The organism is Pseudoalteromonas sp. MMG033 (genome assembly GCF_057197785.1).
Map to the genome: position 1 here is coordinate 1,272,204 of NZ_CM170070.1, position 18,649 is coordinate 1,290,852.

Consider the following 18,649-nt stretch of genomic DNA (forward strand, 5'->3'; position numbering starts at 1 on the left):
ACGGCAGGTTTTTTTTCGTCTCTTGCCAACTTGGATTTCTTTTTGAACTAGACTATACCTATTAGTCTAACTGGAAAAAGCTTTCGTTTTTAAGCTCATAGAAAGGAGTTTCAAGTAGATGCGTTTAAACGTCGGTGTTATCAGTACTACATCCGCCAACATTATTATTACGGTACTATGCGCCATTTATTTTGATATTTCTTTTACTACCACGCTTATTGTCTGTTCCCTAATGCTAATCAGCTCCTTCGTCATCTATTTCATGATTTCAAAGCATACTAACAAAGGCAGTTACTTAGATAATTTAGTCAAAGCGCTACTTAGTGACACACAAATAGACTTAACCTATCGTTTTGATGATAAAGACAAGCAATTACCGCAAACTTGCCTTGCCCTCAATGCGGGTCTTGCCACCATTGAACACCTTATCTGCGAAGTGTACGCTTGCTCTGCTCGACTATCCCCTATGGCGGATGACTTGAGAGATACCTACGCGTCAATGACGCAAAAAGCCACCATACAACATGCACATGGCGAGGACTTAGCAGCCTCAATCAATCGCATGCTGGTAGTATCACGAGAGCTCGATGAGAATTTAGAGAAAATCTATAACTCAGTAGCAAGCGCAACTGAAGCTGTGAAAAAAACACGCATTGATACAGATAATAGCCAACAGAGCTTACTCAGCCTAGCGAATCATATTCGTCAAACCAGCACACAGATTGAAACGTTAAAGACGGATAGTGATGCAATCAGTAGCGTTATCGACGTTATCAATGCTATTGCAGACCAAACTAATTTATTGGCATTGAATGCCGCTATTGAAGCAGCTCGAGCGGGAGAACAAGGAAGAGGCTTTGCTGTTGTCGCTGATGAAGTTCGTAACTTAGCAGCACGAACCAGCCAATCAACGCAAGAAGTCCGCGCAATGGTCAGCAAAATTCAAGCTGGCACGGATAGCGCACATTCATTGATGTTGTTAGCACTAGAAGAAACAGATAAAACCGTTCAGCTATCTGAAGAGTCAACCAAAGAAGTCGATCAAATAGAACATGCTATGCTAGAAATCAACGACATGTCGCACAGCATTCATTCTCAGGTATCCCAGCAAAAAGTTGTCTCAGACGAGGCACAGTCAAGTATTGAGTCCATGGTCGAGCTCAATTCAGACGCTTTATCTAGCTCCAAAATACAAGCGGTTTCAAGCGCTGATTTATTAAATCTCTCTTCGAGTATTCATGACAAACTCAGTATTTTTAAAACAGAAACACCTGAGCCTGATTTAGATCCACGTAGATAAAAGCAGAACACACCAAGCTGCACTTGAAATAGAGAAAAAGCCCAGCTCACAACCTGATGATCTAGACGCCAGTGACATCGAACTGTTCTGAATACGCCTGTACTTTGAGTTCATCACACAAAATCAAAAACAAATCCTGATATTGCGCACTTTTTTTCTCTTTAAGTGCTTGTTCAAATTGCTTAGCGATGTCAGCTATTGCAACAAAACCAAATACCGAAGCAGCCCCTGCGATTTTATGGCAGTGATACTGTAGCCCGTCATAATCATTGTCTTGCCACAGATCAATTAACTTATATCGCTCTTGATCCAAAGTCGATGCAAAGCTTTGCCTTAGATCAGTCATATCGATACTTATATCATCATAAGATGGTGTATCCAGTGCTTCATCTAATTCACTGTGTAGAACAGACACTAATTTGTTATGCTCTATAGGTTTACTTAGATGACCAGCAAACCCATACTCTAAGTAATAGCTGATTTCATGTTCCATCACATTGGCGGTTAGCGCGTACACAGGCCCTTCATAACCAGCTTGACGTAATAACTTAAGCGCTTCCAATCCGTCCATTTCTGGCATTTGTATATCCATCAAAACCAAATCAGGGAAGCTACTGAGACATTTTTCAACAGCCTCCCGACCATTGTTGGCCGATTCAACTTTAACACCTAGCTGAGCTAAAATACGTTCAAATAGCACTCGATTATCATCATGATCTTCTGCAACTAAGACCTCGCCACTAAACATGGCACTGACACCGAGGTTAGGCTGCTCTGAAACACTCTGATAATGCGAGACATTGAGTCGCTGACAAGGTAGCCAAAACGAAAAACGGCTTCCAACATGGAGTTCACTGCTGGCTCTGATGGTACCTCCCATCATAGTAGCTAGCTGCTGAGATAAACTTAAACCCAGCCCGGAACCGCCAAATCGTCGTGTAATACTGTTATCACCCTGCTGAAAATAATCGAATATTTTTTCTAACTGAGAAGCAGGCATACCGATCCCTGTATCACTGACTGTGAATAATAACCCTTCTTCAGAGGGTTCAGCGATCAGTTCAACATGCCCTTTTTTGGTAAACTTGATGGCATTGCTTAGCAAGTTGATTAGCACCTGCTTAACCCTCACATAATCCAAGCAAACCCAATATGGTGTCTCAAGTCGATGGTCAACGATCAATTCAAGTGATTTTTCCATACAGGGGTGGTGAAACATATCGGTAATGTCAGTGAGCAGAGCTTCCACATTAAACTCAGTCATTTCTAACTCAAGCTGCTCAGCTTCTATTTTGCTCAAGTCTAGCACGTCGCTGATCAACTCTTTTAAATGCACGCCCTGACGATGCAGCACCTCAAGAGACTCCTGAAGGTCAACATTATGCTGGTTTTCTCTGAGCATATTCTCACTGTAACCAAGAATAGCCGTCAGTGGTGTTCTGATTTCATGACTAATATTTGCCAAAAACTGGCTTTTAATTTGATTCGCATTGCGCAGCTGGTCCGCCGTTTTTTGCAACTCTGCTGTACGCTGCGCAACTTCATGACGTAAATCTAACTTTGCTCTATGCTCTAGGCTGCGTCGATACCATGCCACAGATGCTAATAGCGCAAAAATAACCACCAAGCACCCCATCCAAATCAACTGCTGTTGCTGATGACTTTTCAACTCTTGTAGCTGCTGAGCTTGTTTTAGTTTCGCAAGTTCTTGGCTTAACTCCCCCTCTTCAAACTGCTTTTGGTATTTTTCCGACTCTTTGAACAGAGCTTGGTTAAGTAGCTTTGAGCGTACTCGATTGTATTCAATCATAATCGACAATGCTTGTGCCGTATCTCCTTGAGCGGCTTTTGCCAGTGCAATAATCGACATGGATTGATTAGCTAGAAGTGAACCACCTAACTTCATGCTGATCTCCATGCTCTGCTGAGCGGCCTCTATGGCCGACACAATTTTACCTTGAACGAAATCTAACTGAGCTCGGATGTGCAGAGCCTGCGCCATACTTTCTAAATTTTCCGACTTTTCAGCATAATAAATCGCAAAATTTGCCTCCACTTCGGCACGTTCAAACTCACCTAAAACAATACTCACTCTCGCTAGGTTCGTATACTCGTAGGATAAAAATGTGACATCATTGGCAGCCTCATAATAATCAGCTGCGCGCTGTAAAAATGTGCGCGCTTCCTCGAGTCTATCCGTCTGAGTGTAAATTACCCCTAAGTTTGCTTGGGCTAAAGCCATGCCGCGTCCATCTGACAATTTATCAAACAGCTTAATGGCCTTAAGTAACAAGGTTTCTGCTTTTTCATAACGAAGCAGGCGTATATATACACTGGCAATATTCAGAATGATGTCAGCCTCATCTTGTTCGTTGCCATGTGACTGATACAAGGAGTGCGCCTCAGTAAATGCAGACAGGGCGTTTAATAAATCATGAAGTTTTAAGTTAGCTAAGCCAAGGTTATTTTGAATGTGTGCCACTTCTATGGCTGGTGAGTGATTTTTTGCAAGTTCCAAGGCCCGTTCATAGTCAATTTTAGCTGCAGAAAAGCCACCAGCATAATACCAACCAACACCCTGCATTTTTATCGCTTTGAATAGCAGCTGCGGCTCTCCCTGTTCATCTAGCGCCAACTCGAGCGTTTTAAAATAACCGATGCCATCGTTATAACGACCCAGAGAAAATGCCGTATTCCCCATATTTTGTAATAAAGCATAGCGTTGCTTTAATTGCAGTTGAGGATGGTTTAATAGCTGCTCCGCAGCCATCTTTTTTTCTTGCCAGTTATCTAGGTGAGCAATATTTCCTATTTGCTGCTCCAGTGTCTGAATTTCATTAGACACCTCTGATGCCATGGCCTGGAAACTGAATCCCAATATCACCATCAACATACAGCATGTATTTCTAAATGCCATCCGTGCTAATCCTAATTTGCAATAGCGTAATATTTCATCAACAATACCTTAGGCAATGAAGATACACTATGTTTACAGACCGGACAATGACCAACCCATTACTTGATATTATTTTTGAAATTATCTCGACTGGCGAGCACCTGAAGGTGCATGAATTAGCGAGCCGAATAAGTAAAAACAATGCCTTACCAGAATTAGATTCAGATCCTCATAAAGAATTATTTAAAAAGAACTTTCTTATCATGAATGCGTTATACCAATTACAAAATGAGTTGCAGTTAAATGGTTACGACGTCCACATCTCCAATCTCGACATCTACTTACAGCAGAGAGTTTCAGTTCACACCACGTGGAATAAGCAAGCACTCCAAAAAATTGAACCATTAAAGGATTATTACCTAGACTGGAATAATTATGATACCAGCAGAGAAGAGGTAGAAGCCCTATTAAACGGATTCTGGAAAAGGTATGTCTCTCATGTGCCAATGTGTGCCTCTGAACGCACACATTTACTACAAAAATGGCAGCTGTCAGAACATTTTTGTGCAACAGAATTGCAAAAGCGTTGGCGACAACTTGCCATAGAAAACCACCCAGATAAAGGTGGCTCTACACATGCTTTTCAACAAATAAAAAGTGAATATGAACAGCTTAAAGGCTGCCTATAAGCAGCCTTTATTTACACAAGGCGCTTAGCTTTAACGCGTTTACCCTTCATTTTATCAGCTTGTAATTTGCGAATAGCAGGCTTCACTGCATCACGATAAATGGCCACATAGGCTTGGTTGTCTTGCACAGTAATATTTCCAATCTGCGCACCACTGATGCCATTTTCACCCGTGAGGCAACCTACAATGTCACCAGCTCTCACTTTCTGCTTTTTACCAACATCCAGTACCACAGTAACCATACTTGGCTTGTATACCGGCCTATCTAACAAACTGAGCGGCGGTGTTGGTGATGGATTAAACTCGCGCTCGTACAAATCACTTAATTGTTTAACTTTAAACGTTTCATTTTCGCCATAAAGCGAGCAAGCAAAGCCTTTTTTACCACCTCGACCAGTACGCCCAACACGGTGGACATGGGTTTGTGGTTCAAGCGCCATATGATAGTTAATCACCATATCGATATCATCAATATCTAGTCCGCGTGCCGCCACATCTGTAGCCACAAGAACTGAGGCACTTTTGTTGGCAAAGCGCAGTAACATTCGCTGGCGCTCAATTTGTGCCAAGTCACCATGCAAAACAGCCACTTGTAGACCTGTTTGCTGCAACTCAGTGTACAGCTTTTTCGTTTCAGCCTTAGTGTTACAAAATACAATACAGCTTTGTGGCTTATGCTGTAGCAACAATAATTTTAACGTATTAAAGCGCAGCTTATTGTTTTTAAGGTGAAAGAACTGCTGCTTGATTTGCTTATTCAGTGCTTCTGTTTCACCTTTGACGACCACTGGCGATTGCATAAACTGCGTTGCAAGCTTTTCTATATCTTTAGGGTACGTCGCACTAAACATCATTGTCTGACGAGTCGGTGATAAGTAGACAGCGATGTTTTCAATCGCATCAATAAAACCCATTTCTAGCATTTGATCGGCTTCATCCAACACAAAATGACTGACCCCAGTCAAATCTAACGTACCTTTAAACAAATGCTCCTCAATACGCCCTGGCGTACCAACAACAATGTGTGCGCCATGCTCTAATGAGCTGATCTGTGGCCCAATCGGCTCTCCCCCACAAATCGTCAGCACCTTGATATTCGCGAGTGACTTCGCCAACTTTCTCACTTCATCAGCAACTTGCGATGCAAGTTCTCGTGTAGGCGCCAAAATGAGCCCCTGAATTTGCTGAGTACTTGAATCTAACGCTTGTAAAACTGCCAAACTAAAGGCCAGTGTTTTACCAGAACCGGTTTTAGCTTGCGCAACAACATCCTTGCCATTTAATAACTCGGGTAAAGCCTGCGCTTGAATCGGCGTCATTTTACTAAAGCCAGCCTTAGACAAAGAAGCCTGTAACTCTTGGCGCAGTGGTAGTTGAGAAAATTGCAAATTCACATGGATGTCCTAACAGATCAAAGTAAACCAATTTTAACAAATATCGACAGGGCTTGATATATAAGCGTCTACCTACTTTCACAAATCCAAGTGACGTATTATCCAGCATAAAAAAACAATAATACTACAGTGCATGTTCATGCTATTCATCTTATTAACGTTTAAATTAAATACGTTCAATGTCAAAATGAAACTCAATTTATCTATCAAGGATTATTCATGAAACATGCATTTCGTACGCTGATTAAATCCAGCATACTGCCGCTTGTGGCATTGTGCACAAGCCATCTCACTCACGCGCAAGAGTTTACGAACGCTGAGTTAAAGATGGTGGAAAAAGTGCGCGAGCACGCTCTCAATAGCGATCTAAGTTGGCAACTGGTGGAATCACTTACAACAGAAGTTGGGCCGCGCTTACCAGGCACTGAAAATGACAAGATGGCCGTTGCATGGGCGAAGCAAAAGTTTCAAAAACTTGGTTTTGATAAAGTGTGGTTGGAACCTTCCAAATTTCCTGAGTGGCGACGCTACCATGAATCTGGTTTTATTCTGACGCCGAGCAAACAACCTTTACACCTAACTGCACTCGGCAATAGTATCAGTACACCAAAAAAAGGCCTGTCTGGCGAAGTCGTTTTATTCGAAACATTTGACGAATTAATTGCGGCACCAGCGGGCAGTTTAGAAGGTAAGATTGCTTTTATTAATTACCGTATGAACCGAGCTATCGACGGCAATGGTTATGGGCCTGCGGTAAAAGCCCGTAATAAAGGCGCTGTAGAAGCCGCTAAAAAAGGCGCAATCGCTTACATGATGCGCTCGGTCAGTACCAGTCACCACAGATTTGCTCATACCGGTGGTAGTCACTACACCAAAGGTGTTACTAAGATCCCAGCCACTGCGGTGGCAAACCCAGATGCAGATCAACTTGCGCGTCTGATAGCACTTGGTAAACCTGTTCAAGTTGAACTGAATATTCAAACTGAAGATTTAGGCGAAGGCACCAGCTACAATGTTATCGGTGAAATTACGGGATCTAAGCACCCTCAGCAATACGTTTTACTGGGTAGCCACCTAGACTCGTGGGATCTTGGAACGGGTGCTCTTGATGACGGTGCTGGCGTAGCCTTGACGATGGCAGCTGCTAAGCATATTGCTGATCATACTCGTCCTGAGCGCAGTATTCGTGTTGTCTTGTTTGCTGCTGAAGAGCTGGGTTTATGGGGCGCTAAGGCGTATTTCAAACATTACGAAAAGCAACTAGGTAATATTGTTGCCGCAGCGGAGTCTGACTTTGGTGCCGATATCGTATATGCGTTTGAGTCAAACGTTAACGCGGCTTCTCTGCCTGTAGTCAGAGCCATTGCCGAGCAATTGAAGCCATTGGGCGTGAAATATATTCGTAAAAATGAAGCGCGAGGCGGACCGGACCTTATTCCTCTGAGACAGACCACATCAGCGCCAATTTTCGATCTACATCAAGTAGGCACAGACTACTTCGATTACCACCACACTGCGGATGATACGTTAGATAAGGTTGATCCTGAGAAATTGAAGCAAAATACCGCGGCATATGCGGTGTTTGCCTTAATGGCAGCCAATGCTGAAACCAAAATAGCAGGTAAATAAACCCGCTTTATGCCAAGACAAAGGCATGTTATCTTTGTCTTGGCATTACAATAATAATAATCATGATCAACCACGGAGCTGGCGATGATTAAACACGCAATTTTTCGTTCTCACGACATCATCTCTGAATTACTAAGTCGATATAAAGCAATTCTTATCGCACTTGTTATTATTGGTGTCTGTGCACATTGGATTCTCAAACACCAGCGTGCCCAACAAATACAGCATACTTGGCTAGAAGCACCTAAAGTGGATGATGTGATCATGGTTGATATTGGCCGTATGCAAAGTGATAGAGTGTATCAACCTCAATACCGTATCGCTCAGGTCATCGCCGTGAGTGACACGCAATTAACGCTCAAGCAAGGCCGTTATACCTATTCACGAAAACGCGATGCAAAGCGCGCAATTCAGCTCGATAACTTAATGCTAGATGACTACTTTCAAATTGACCCATGGCGTATTTCCAGAACACAAATTATGCCTTACTACCAAAGTGGCGCAATATATGCCGCCTATCGTCCAAACGACATCTATGTCATGGGCGGTATCGTTAAGCAGCGAGCGATCCCCCACTTCCCAAAACATCAGCGCGCGGTTTTTTCAGCTGACAATAATCAGGGGGTTGGCTTTTATCAACGGGGCGATCTCGTTGCAGCTCGGGAGTTTTTCGAACTGGCTGCACAAAATAAAGATCAGTGGGGAATGTACAACTTAGCCACTATGCTGATCGCAGCAGAAGGGGGTGAGCAAGATCTGCAACGGGGCTTTGAACTCCTCAAAAGCGCACACGCACAAGGCAATACCAAAGCCAAAGAAGCGCTAGACTCACTGTGTACCCTGCATCAAATCTGTGAGTGAGCTTCTGTGTCATAATACTGAGTTAGAAACGCTTCAAACTCACTGATATTACAGGGCTTGGCATGGAAGTACCCCTGTGTATAGTCACAGCCAAGCTCTTGCAACAAAGCAAGTTGAGCTTGCGTTTCTACCCCTTCAGCAATCACGGTTAATTTTAACTTGCTGGCCATTGAAACAATGGCACTGATGAGGGTTTTATCTTCTTCATCATCGGGTAAATCTTTAATAAAGGCACGGTCAATTTTGAGTTTAGACAGTGGAAAACGTTTTAAATAACCCAGTGAGGAATACCCAGTACCAAAGTCATCAATCGCCAGTCCAACCCCCATTGCCCGTAATTGCGCAAGTTGCTTTTCAACATCATCTGAATTATCTGCAAGCACAGTTTCTGTGATTTCCAAGGTCAAGCTTTCAGCCGGTAGTCCAGTGTCTTTGAGCACTTTTGCCACCAGAGCAACCACATTTTGACGCTTAAACTGCACACTAGATACATTGACTGAGACAAAAAATGGTTGCTGGGTTTTCGTCAACCATGCACGCGCTTGTGCACAGGCTTGATACAGCACCCACTCGCCCATTGCGATGATCAACCCCAGCTCTTCACTGATAGGAATAAAATCCGCCGGAGAGACTTCACCTAAAGCGTCATTGTGCCAACGCAGTAAGGCTTCGCAACCTAACCTGTGCCCTCCAACAATCGGTTGATAGACAACACGTAATTCTTGATTGGCCAACGCGCGATGCAGTGCGCCCTCAAGTTGACTGCGCGCCTTGGCGTGCTCATGCATTGCTGTAGTGAAAAACTGATAGCAATTTCGGCCACTTTCTTTTGCCTTATACATGGCGCTGTCCGCGTTACGCAATAATACTTTGCGATCTTCGCCATCATCCGGATAAAAGGTGATCCCCATACTGCCAGACACATAGGCTTCATGCCCTTCAAGGTGAAAAGGTGCACTTAATGCGCTCAAGATTTTCTCAGCAAGCTTTTCCATATCACTGATCAAATCCATATCAGGTAATAGCAAAGCAAACTCATCACCACCTAAGCGCGCCACAGTGTCTGAATTGCGTGTGCACTCTCGGATCCGATTAGCAGCTTCAATCAGGAGTAAATCCCCGATATGGTGCCCTAGCGTATCGTTGACAGCCTTGAAGCGGTCTAAATCGATAAAGCACACAGCAACTCGTGTTTGCTTGCGTTTCGCATGCGCCAATGCAATATCAAATTTCGCATGATAGTGATGACGGTTAGCCAAATCGGTTAAATTATCAAAATTCGCCTGTTGCCACATGAGCTGCTCATTGCGCTTGCGAGACGTAATGTCATTGAACAAAGCCACATACATGTCAATCGCACCGTGCTGATCAAACACCGCAGACACTTGCAACCAACTGGGGTATACCTCACCATTTTTGCGTTTATTCCAAATTTCCCCTTCCCAATGGCCGCGTGTGCTGAGCGCATCATACAACTGGGTAAAATAGGCGGTGTCATGGCGCCCTGAGTTAAAAATCGCAGGGGTTTTCCCCATGACTTCAGGCCCGGTAAAACCCGTAATATCGGTAAAAGCGCGATTAACCATTTGAATACAGTTATCTTTATCAGAGACTAATACGCCTTCACTGGTCGTCGAAAAGACCGTACTGGCCAAACGCTGCTCTTTTTCATCAGCTAGACGCTGGGTGATATTTTGCAATAAGAAGATATGACCGTATAAGCCACCGTTGTGATCTAATACATCGGTTTTACTGATCTCTACATCTAACACACCGAAGTTGGTCGTGATTTGGCACTCTTTTGGCTCAAATTGAAGCTGCTCTAAACACACGCATTTCGACAATACGTCCGCAATCGCTTTGTCATCCAATTCACCTAAATCTTGATAGGCAGCACGGTTGGCTGATAACACCTTATCATTGACGTCCGTAAAAATAAGATAGTCGCCGATGGCATCAAAAATTGCATTCAATCTAGCTCGGTGAAATTCAGAGCGCTTTTTCGTTCTCCGTAAACGTAAGAAGCCCCATCCCAAAATGACAGTCGTGCCAACAAAAATACCAATCACACTGCTGAGCAAAAAAACTTGTACGGTACTGGCATATTTGATCTCTTGAGTTTGCTGTGCCACTTGCTGTTCAAGATTGCTTTGATAATGCCAAAGTGCATGCTCCAACTCGCGCCTTGCGCTGACATCTTGGATCACCGAAAACAGCAAAGCCTCGCCATTTTTATCCATAAATGGAGAGGAGTAGACGGACACAGTGCGGTTTTCACCATTGGCTAAACGGTGTTGAAAAATAAAGTAATTGCGTCCTTCATTGAGCGCAGATAATCGCTCTTTTTCTACTTGTTGCGGTGAGAATTGATTAATTTCTTGAATATATAAGGATTCTAGCTGCGCTTTGTTATAGCCGTAAAAATCTGCAGCAGCTTGATTGGCACGCACAATTTTGCCACTGTCTGGCTCAATGAGCAGCATCACAGCGCTGTGATTATCAAACACTTGTGCTGGCAATGTTTGCGAAAGAGTCTGTGTGGCATTGAGCCCGATAAACGCAAAGAGTATTCGCTGCGCTATTTTTGTTATTGTCTTCAAGCCGCCTCCACCCAATACTCCGTCGACTCTCACAGAATATAGCCTATAGACCAAGGCATTGAAACTCTAGAGTGCATAACATAGACAAAAATATGAACAGTGTTAAACCAAATACTTACTTAATTCGTACCCAATTTAATAATTCCTGTCTCACAGCGAGCGTATGCACATAATTACACTATTGTGTGTCTACTTGGCCACTATTGAACTGTTTGAGTATGTGCTGTGGGTGGGGAATTGATATACTCCATCTACCAATAAGCGTACTCACTGCGTAAAAGGCAAAAATGAAATATAAAGACTTAAGAGAGTTTATCGAGCTGCTAGAAAAGCAAGGTGAACTGGTGCGCGTTAGTCAGCCCATTTCAACTAAGTTAGAGATGACTGAAATCGCCGACCGTACTTTACGAGCTGGCGGACCCGCTATTTTATTTGAAAACCCAGAAGGGTTTGATATCCCTGTGTTAGCTAACCTCTTCGGTACCCCGAAGCGCGTTGCCATGGGGATGGGACAAACTGATGTCAACGAATTGCGTGAAGTTGGCAAATTACTGGCATTTTTAAAAGAGCCTGAGCCGCCAAAAGGCATCAAAGAAGCCATTGGCCAGATCCCTGTCTTTAAGCAAGTGCTTAACATGCCTGCGAAAGAAGTGAGAAAAGCACCATGCCAACAAGTTGTGCTGTCCGGCGATCAAGTCGACTTAACTAAATTACCAATCCAACATTGCTGGCCTGGTGATGCGGCTCCTCTTATCACTTGGGGCTTAACCGTCACAAAGGGCCCACACAAAAAGCGCCAAAACTTAGGTATTTACCGCCAGCAATTACTAGGTAAAAACAAGATCATCATGCGTTGGTTATCCCACCGCGGTGGTGCACTGGATTTTCAAGAGTGGTGTAAAGAGCACCCTGGTGAGCCTTACCCTGTGTCGGTCGCGCTCGGTGCAGATCCTGCCACCATTCTTGGTGCGGTAACGCCTGTACCAGATACACTCAGCGAATACGCATTTGCAGGCCTACTTAGAGGCAGTAAAACGGAAGTGGTTAAGTCTGTTTCAAATGATTTGCAAGTTCCTGCCAGCGCAGAAATCGTATTAGAGGGCTACATTGAGCAAGGTGAAACCGCACCTGAAGGCCCATACGGTGATCACACTGGCTACTATAATGAAGTCGATGACTTCCCAGTCATGACAGTCACGCATATTACACACCGTGAAAACCCAATTTATCACAGCACTTACACAGGCCGTCCACCTGATGAGCCCGCGATTTTAGGCGTGGCATTAAACGAAGTATTCGTGCCTATTCTACAAAAGCAATTTCCTGAAATTGTCGACTTTTATCTGCCACCAGAAGGCTGTTCATATCGCATGGCCGTGGTGACAATGAAAAAGCAATATCCAGGTCATGCAAAGCGCGTGATGATGGGCGTCTGGTCTTTCTTGCGTCAATTTATGTACACAAAGTTTGTCATTGTCTGTGATGATGATGTCAATGCACGCGATTGGAATGATGTTATCTGGGCGATCACCACACGTATGGATCCAGCCAGAGACACCACCATGATCGAGAGCACCCCTATCGATTATCTCGATTTTGCCTCGCCAGTATCTGGACTTGGGTCAAAAATGGGCATGGATGCAACCAATAAATGGCCAGGAGAAACGGACCGTGAATGGGGCGTGCCCATCGTGATGGATGATGAGGTCAAACAAAAAGTAGATGAGATCTGGGATAGTCTTGGCATTATGGATAAGCCGTGACCGCACACTGCTATGTGCCTAAGTTGGCTGTGATTGTTTACAAATTGGGGAAACAATCACAGCGGACGATATATCAAAACTGCAACCAAATATGTTACAGTGCGCATACTTTCGCCAAAGTGCTTAATTATTAAGGTTTGAAATGCAAATACTAAAAGCGCGTGTAGAGGCCATTTCTCCTCTCACTGAATTTGTTCATAAAGTGCTCTTAAAGCCACAACATGATGCAGAGTTTTCTGCGGGACACTATTTACAACTCGTACTTGGCGAGAAAGATAAACGAGCTTTCTCTATTGCCAGCAGCCCGTCAAGAAAGCAAGAACTTGAACTGCATATTGGTGCATCTGGTGCCGATTCATACGCGATGCAAGCGCTTGATCACCTTAGAGAAGCGCATAGCAACGATGTTGAAGTGGATTTAGAAGTCGGATTGGGTGTTTCTCAAGTTCGTCCTGAGCAATCAAGACCTTTAGTATTACTAGCAGGCGGCACTGGTTTTTCTTACGTTAAATCAATGGCTGACTACCTAGCTGAAATTAACTATGACCAACCTGTGTTGTTCTACTGGGGTGTGAAAGAAGAATCAGCACTGTATGCAAAAGCAGAAATGGAAGCGTGGGCTAGCAGCCAAGCGAATTTCCAATTCATCCCAGTTGTTGAAAATGCATCTGACAATTGGACAGGTCATACTGGCTATGTACACCAAGCCGTGATGAAAGACATTGTGTCTTTAGAACCATACAGTGTTTATATGGCTGGCCGTTTTGACATGATTGGTATTGTACGAGATGACTTTATCAATCACGGCGCACAGCGCGACTTTATGTTCGCGGATGCCTTTGCATTTATCAAATAATGCACGCTATGCGCGGTTGCCAAACCGCGCATTCAATCTATAAAACCTATCAATACAATATAAATAATCAATTTTAAAAATGATTATCCTTCATCCATACTAGCTCTATCACTTAACAGGAGAGCTATCATGGCAAAACAATTTATCTCAGACATCATGTCGGTACAATTTCCAAAAATCACACCCGACACTGACATTACTGATGCGATTACGCAATTACAGCAATTTGGTTTATTTGGTGCCCCAGTGCAAGACAGTGAAGGCCACCTCGTCGGCTTTATCTCTGAGCAGCAGTTGCTTGCACCGCTTCTTCAAAGTAGTTATTTCTGTGATGGGAGCAATCAAGTTGCCGAATTAATGAGTAAAGAGACGCTGTCAGTCACCAAGGCAACCACAGTGGTAGATTTAGCCACTCAAATGCAGCAAAACAAACCCAAGATTTACCCAGTACTGGAAGATGAAAAAGTGATTGCCATTGTGACACGCAGTCAGGTCATCGCGGCATTGAAAGACAATTATTTAAGCTGCTCAGCGCACTGAGCAGCTTAGTGGATTAAGCGTATTTGTTCAAAAGCGCTTGCTTATCCGCATCACTCAAAAATGCAATTTCGATGGCATTGTGTTGCGCTTTTATGATGTCCGACTCGCTCAAGCCAGCTAACGGCGCTGCTTTTTCAAACTCATTATCAAGCTCTACCCCTTGCACAGCCGGGTCATCGGTATTGATAGTCGCCAAAATACCATGATCTAAGAACTGCTTGAGTGGGTGTGTTTCAATGCTTGCAACTGTGCTAGTTTGTAAGTTGCTGGTTAAGCAAGACTCAATACCAATGCGGTTATCACGTAAATAGTCCATTAGCTTAGGATCTTCAATGGCCTTTACACCGTGTCCGATACGTGTGGCACCGAGCTCTTCAATGGCCTGCCAAATACTGCTTGCGCCTTTAGCTTCACCAGCATGAATAGTCGAACCAAGGTACGCATCGCGCACTTGTTTAAAGTGATCAATGAATAGCTCGCCAGGGAAACCGATTTCGTCACCCGCCAAATCAATTGCAACTAAGTCATTTTTAAATGCCAACAGTGCATCTAGCTCGTACTGGCATTTTTCGACACCAAAAGTACGTGACATAATACCGATTAAATTCACTTTAATATCACGCTCAGCACTGGCTGACTTTATGCCATCCACAACTGCTTCTACCACACCTTGCGGATGCAAATTATGTGTTTTTGCCATGTAATATGGGCTGAAGCGCAATTCTGTGTAATCCATATTTTGCGCGATAGCATCTTCAACATTTTCAACTGCAATACGACGACATGCATCATAATCACCCAGTACCTTCACACCCCAATCTAGCTTGGCTAAAAATGCCATCAAGTTTGGCGCATTATCGAGTACTTGCACATGCGGCCTCAGGCCCTCAACATCGTGTGCTGGCAGCGGCATGTTAAATTTTTGACCGAGGTCTAAAATTGTTTCAGCACGCACATTACCGTCTAAGTGGCGGTGTAAATCAAGTAAAGGTAGTTTGGTATTGATCATAAGGCACTCGGTTTGCAGATAAAATTTTTCAGATCATACGCATCTTAAGTTTAGATACAAGGACAATTATCCGCAAAAACAAACTAAACAGACCTCTGACATTAGACTGCCAATATGCTGATAGGTAAATAAGATACAAAAAAGCCAGCGTTGTCGCTGGCTTTTCATTAATTATGCTGGTCACTCAACAGCAAATAGGCCTTTTCATACTGCCCCGTTTTAGCAAATGCCCTCTGTGCTTGATGCTGCCAGAGCGCTTGCCACGGCTCATTCGATAACGTATCGAAGATTTTCGCAGCCAGGCTGTGATCTCCCTCACCATTGGCCAAGCATGCCAAGCAAAACAGTAAATCGCTTTGCTCTGGCTGTTTTTTCAATTTACTTTGTACCAATTTGCGCAATTCGATATCCGCACCATCTAGGTGCTGTAAAATCTCGGCAAGCTCGCTCACTTGGTCTTTTTTCAAAAGCTTTATCAACTCTTTACGAACTGGCGCTAATTGACCTGTTCGCACACACACAGTGACAAAAGCAGCGTGACTGATCGCTCTGAGCCCCCGAGGCAATGCGCTTTGCAATGCTAGAAGATCTTTATCTGTGTGCTGCGCAATGGCAGAAAAATAATCATGAAAGAAACTATCCCACTGCGATTCGCTCCAGTGTAACTGTTTATGGCGCTGCATAATTGTCGACTGTAAGGTATCCCAATCTCTCGCTTGTAACAGCGCACTGATATAGGCATGTAATTGCGTCGGCGAGGCTTTTTTCATTTGCGCTTGCGGGGCTAAAGTTTCTAACGCTTGACCCTCTTGCTCAGCCGCTAGCCAAAGCTGACTGACCTTGCTTTGTGCAGGTTCACTGAGTTGCTGTAAATACTCTCTGGCAACCACTTTTTGCCCTGCATGAAGCGCGGCTTTAGCTTGAATTGCACATTGCTGGTCACGCCACTTTTCGGGAAACTCAGCCTTTTGCAGCGCATAGCTTAAACTCTCGTCTTGGCCATTAATCAACGCCCATACACTTTGCTCAAATGCAGCTTCTTGGCGCGCAATGCGTTTTTTGTTGCGACGCATAGAAACACCAGCAATCACACGCCATATGGCTTTGCCTATCTTTAATAGTGTTGCGCCAATAGCGAGCGCCAAACACAGCATAAATACTAATGAAACCAGCGTACTCTCTATGGTATACACGCCCGCTGATACTAAGACATAGCCTTTTTCATCGATCAGCACATGGGCACCTGCCATCACGACGAAAAATAATATGACTACAAATAACCAGCGTATCATTGCAACCACTCCTTTAATGCCTGCGGAGTCGCCAGCTGAGGGGCTTTAACAACTGGATGCTCAGTGCGTTGTAACATTTGTATCTGCTCCAAAACCGTGTTGCTTGCTGACTCATCAGTACGATAGTAACTGGTTAAAGTCACCTGAGCCCCAGATAAGGCTTGGTCAAAAATGCTGGCTTGGTTATCTAAGAATGCCGTTTGCGCCTGTTGTAAATAGCTCCGCAGCTGTGCGCGTATTAATTGCTGTTCTTGCGCATCTAACAATGGGTCAATCACAGGTTTATCATGCTGTCGAATTGTCAAAAAGTCTGCTTTTATCTTGTTCCAGCTGCGAACAAGATTAGCCTGCCAGTCACTGATGTCGCGACTGAGTTCAGCACTTTCAACGGCGCGATCTTTTGGTTTATCAATGGTCTTCAAAGAAAGCTTATCAACCTGCGCGATGAGTCCCGCTAATTCCATATACACCGCTTCTGTGCTGGGTTTTGGTAAGGCACGTAACATCGCAATGTCTTGGTTAATCGCCAATTTAAGGGGATCTGTCGCCAACTCTTCCGACAGCGCTTCATTCAAACGCTTGAGTACAATCACCGCCCCTAGATAGTCACGCTCACTGGCCGCTTTGAACTCGGCATAACGCGCCAGTGCACGCAACTCAGAGCTCACCGCTCCCCCCACTTGTTGGCGCGCTTGTGACAGGGTGTGTTGTAATGTCTGTTGCACTTGTTGTTGCTGCTGCTGTAGCTGTGCAGCCATGGTTTTTTGCTGAGCTTGCCACTGTTTTTGTATATCATTTAATGCCGCTTGGGTCGCATTTACTTGTGACTGTAGCTGCCCATTTTGCGCTGTCAGCTGCGCTATTTGAGCACTTTGTTGGCTTACTTGCTGTTGATGATAAACATAGACACCGCCTGCCGCACCCACCCCAGTCAAAGCGACCAACAACGCCAGTACCGCTGTTTTGCTCAATTTGGCCGTATCATTTTTTGCATAGGTTTCCACCTGCTGCGGCTCATTCGATGGGATTGAAGCCGACGTTTCTTGCTGTTTTTCCGTCATTGCGCTGCCCTGTTGGGAATTTAAATCACCTATCGTTTGGGTTAACGCCTCTGTACTGGCGCCTTGGCTCACCACGATCTGTGTATTGGTTATTTTATACTGTATTTTAAGATGTTGCGCTGTCCGCTCACTGACAACAACAAACATACGGGTTTGCAGCCAAGCTTGATTGGCCGCTTGTTGTGCATTAAAAATCGCATCAACCGCTGCGTTACTGGTGATCACTATACCGTCTATTTTAGCTTCCTGCCAGAGGTCTAACCAGTCATCAGCGTGACTTTGCGCTGCTATTCGTTCATATACATTACAGGTACTTACCCTCGCCCCGCGCAATTTAAGCGCTTTTGCAATATGCGTACGGCCACCGCGCCCTTTCACTATCACAACCTGTAAATCTTGCACCGACTGAAGTGCGGTTAGCGCGACCAACCCTTCTGAGTCGTGACGCTCGGGTACCGTGGCATGGCGTGATAAATGTGCCTTCACCGCATCTGCGGTCTGTGTGCCCACAGCAAAAACTTGGCAAGTAGAAGACACAGACAAACCATCGGTTTGTATTTGCTGCGCAAAGTTCATCACCGCATCTTGCGAGATAAAAATGAGTATATCGGCGTCGCACGCGCTGAGTAATTGTTGGGGGGATGCTTGAACCGCATTGAGCATCAGCACTGGTGTGCACAGTGCTGATACATTTAACTTAGCCAACTCAGTGGCAAGCGCGTCTCCTTTTCCTTGCGGCCGAGTGATGGCAAATTTCAC

13 protein-coding genes are annotated in these 18,649 nt (G+C 44.4%); 7 read left to right on the top strand and 6 right to left on the bottom strand.

Features of this window, described 5'->3' with window-relative positions; translation table 11 throughout:
* Positions 1 to 118 precede the first annotated feature (118 nt).
* Positions 119 to 1,300, top strand: coding sequence for a methyl-accepting chemotaxis protein (locus tag AC2CZC_RS05600; protein WP_484584106.1), 1,182 nt, complete (start codon positions 119 to 121; stop codon positions 1,298 to 1,300).
* A 61-nt stretch (positions 1,301 to 1,361) separates the two neighbouring features.
* On the opposite strand, the gene AC2CZC_RS05605 is transcribed toward AC2CZC_RS05600, so the two are convergent.
* Positions 1,362 to 4,217, bottom strand: coding sequence for an ATP-binding protein (locus AC2CZC_RS05605; RefSeq protein WP_484584107.1), 2,856 nt, complete (start codon positions 4,215 to 4,217; stop codon positions 1,362 to 1,364).
* A gap of 68 nt (positions 4,218 to 4,285) precedes the next feature.
* On the opposite strand from AC2CZC_RS05605, the gene AC2CZC_RS05610 reads away from it, so the two are divergent.
* On the top strand, positions 4,286 to 4,885 hold the full coding sequence (locus tag AC2CZC_RS05610; RefSeq protein ID WP_484584108.1) for a DNA-J related domain-containing protein: 600 nt from the start codon (positions 4,286 to 4,288) through the stop codon (positions 4,883 to 4,885).
* Positions 4,886 to 4,896: 11 nt separating this feature from the next.
* Here AC2CZC_RS05610 and dbpA read toward each other — a convergent pair whose 3' ends face one another.
* Positions 4,897 to 6,279 (bottom strand): ATP-dependent RNA helicase DbpA, encoded by a 1,383-nt coding sequence (gene dbpA, locus AC2CZC_RS05615; protein ID WP_484584109.1) that lies wholly within the window; start codon positions 6,277 to 6,279, stop codon positions 4,897 to 4,899.
* A gap of 219 nt (positions 6,280 to 6,498) precedes the next feature.
* Here dbpA and AC2CZC_RS05620 point away from each other — a divergent pair, with 219 nt between their 5' ends.
* On the top strand, positions 6,499 to 7,908 hold the full coding sequence (locus AC2CZC_RS05620; RefSeq protein WP_484584110.1) for a M20/M25/M40 family metallo-hydrolase: 1,410 nt from the start codon (positions 6,499 to 6,501) through the stop codon (positions 7,906 to 7,908).
* An 84-nt stretch (positions 7,909 to 7,992) separates the two neighbouring features.
* Positions 7,993 to 8,769, top strand: coding sequence for a hypothetical protein (locus AC2CZC_RS05625; protein WP_484584111.1), 777 nt, complete (start codon positions 7,993 to 7,995; stop codon positions 8,767 to 8,769).
* Here the strand turns inward: AC2CZC_RS05625 and AC2CZC_RS05630 are convergent.
* A complete protein-coding gene (locus AC2CZC_RS05630; protein ID WP_484584112.1) occupies positions 8,754 to 11,369 on the bottom strand; it encodes a putative bifunctional diguanylate cyclase/phosphodiesterase in 2,616 nt (871 codons plus the stop codon). The genes AC2CZC_RS05625 and AC2CZC_RS05630 overlap by 16 nt on opposite strands.
* Positions 11,370 to 11,656: 287 nt before the next feature.
* On the opposite strand from AC2CZC_RS05630, the gene ubiD reads away from it, so the two are divergent.
* The 3 genes from ubiD (at position 11,657) to AC2CZC_RS05645 (ending at position 14,528) form a co-directional block, all read left to right on the top strand.
* Positions 11,657 to 13,132 (top strand): 4-hydroxy-3-polyprenylbenzoate decarboxylase, encoded by a 1,476-nt coding sequence (ubiD, locus tag AC2CZC_RS05635; RefSeq protein WP_063360901.1) that lies wholly within the window; start codon positions 11,657 to 11,659, stop codon positions 13,130 to 13,132.
* 142 nt (positions 13,133 to 13,274) lie between these two features.
* A complete protein-coding gene (gene fre, locus AC2CZC_RS05640) occupies positions 13,275 to 13,988 on the top strand; it encodes an NAD(P)H-flavin reductase (protein ID WP_484584113.1) in 714 nt (237 codons plus the stop codon).
* 129 nt (positions 13,989 to 14,117) lie between these two features.
* Positions 14,118 to 14,528: a CBS domain-containing protein gene (locus AC2CZC_RS05645; protein WP_237137967.1), complete on the top strand. Its 411-nt coding sequence runs from the start codon at positions 14,118 to 14,120 to the stop codon at positions 14,526 to 14,528.
* A gap of 13 nt (positions 14,529 to 14,541) precedes the next feature.
* On the opposite strand, the gene add is transcribed toward AC2CZC_RS05645, so the two are convergent.
* The 3 genes from add to AC2CZC_RS05660 all read right to left on the bottom strand — a co-directional run bounded on the left by add (position 14,542) and on the right by AC2CZC_RS05660 (position 18,649).
* Complete coding sequence (gene add / locus AC2CZC_RS05650) at positions 14,542 to 15,537, bottom strand: adenosine deaminase (protein WP_484584114.1); 996 nt, start codon at positions 15,535 to 15,537, stop codon at positions 14,542 to 14,544.
* A gap of 167 nt (positions 15,538 to 15,704) precedes the next feature.
* Positions 15,705 to 16,829, bottom strand: coding sequence for a heme biosynthesis HemY N-terminal domain-containing protein (locus tag AC2CZC_RS05655; protein WP_484584115.1), 1,125 nt, complete (start codon positions 16,827 to 16,829; stop codon positions 15,705 to 15,707).
* On the bottom strand, positions 16,826 to 18,649 hold the full coding sequence (locus AC2CZC_RS05660; protein WP_484584116.1) for a uroporphyrinogen-III C-methyltransferase: 1,824 nt from the start codon (positions 18,647 to 18,649) through the stop codon (positions 16,826 to 16,828). Before AC2CZC_RS05660 ends, AC2CZC_RS05655 begins: the two co-directional genes overlap by 4 nt.

What these genes read in the sequence shown, in the direction of transcription:
- AC2CZC_RS05600 (WP_484584106.1), top strand. Translation starts at nt 119, where the DNA reads ATGCGTTTAAACGTCGGTGTTATCAGTACTACATCCGCCAACATTATT.
- AC2CZC_RS05605 (WP_484584107.1), bottom strand. Translation starts at nt 4,217, where the DNA reads ATGGCATTTAGAAATACATGCTGTATGTTGATGGTGATATTGGGATTC.
- AC2CZC_RS05610 (WP_484584108.1), top strand. Translation starts at nt 4,286, where the DNA reads ATGTTTACAGACCGGACAATGACCAACCCATTACTTGATATTATTTTT.
- AC2CZC_RS05620 (WP_484584110.1), top strand. Translation starts at nt 6,499, where the DNA reads ATGAAACATGCATTTCGTACGCTGATTAAATCCAGCATACTGCCGCTT.
- AC2CZC_RS05625 (WP_484584111.1), top strand. Translation starts at nt 7,993, where the DNA reads ATGATTAAACACGCAATTTTTCGTTCTCACGACATCATCTCTGAATTA.
- ubiD (WP_063360901.1), top strand. Translation starts at nt 11,657, where the DNA reads ATGAAATATAAAGACTTAAGAGAGTTTATCGAGCTGCTAGAAAAGCAA.
- fre (WP_484584113.1), top strand. Translation starts at nt 13,275, where the DNA reads ATGCAAATACTAAAAGCGCGTGTAGAGGCCATTTCTCCTCTCACTGAA.
- AC2CZC_RS05645 (WP_237137967.1), top strand. Translation starts at nt 14,118, where the DNA reads ATGGCAAAACAATTTATCTCAGACATCATGTCGGTACAATTTCCAAAA.
- add (WP_484584114.1), bottom strand. Translation starts at nt 15,537, where the DNA reads ATGATCAATACCAAACTACCTTTACTTGATTTACACCGCCACTTAGAC.
- AC2CZC_RS05655 (WP_484584115.1), bottom strand. Translation starts at nt 16,829, where the DNA reads ATGATACGCTGGTTATTTGTAGTCATATTATTTTTCGTCGTGATGGCA.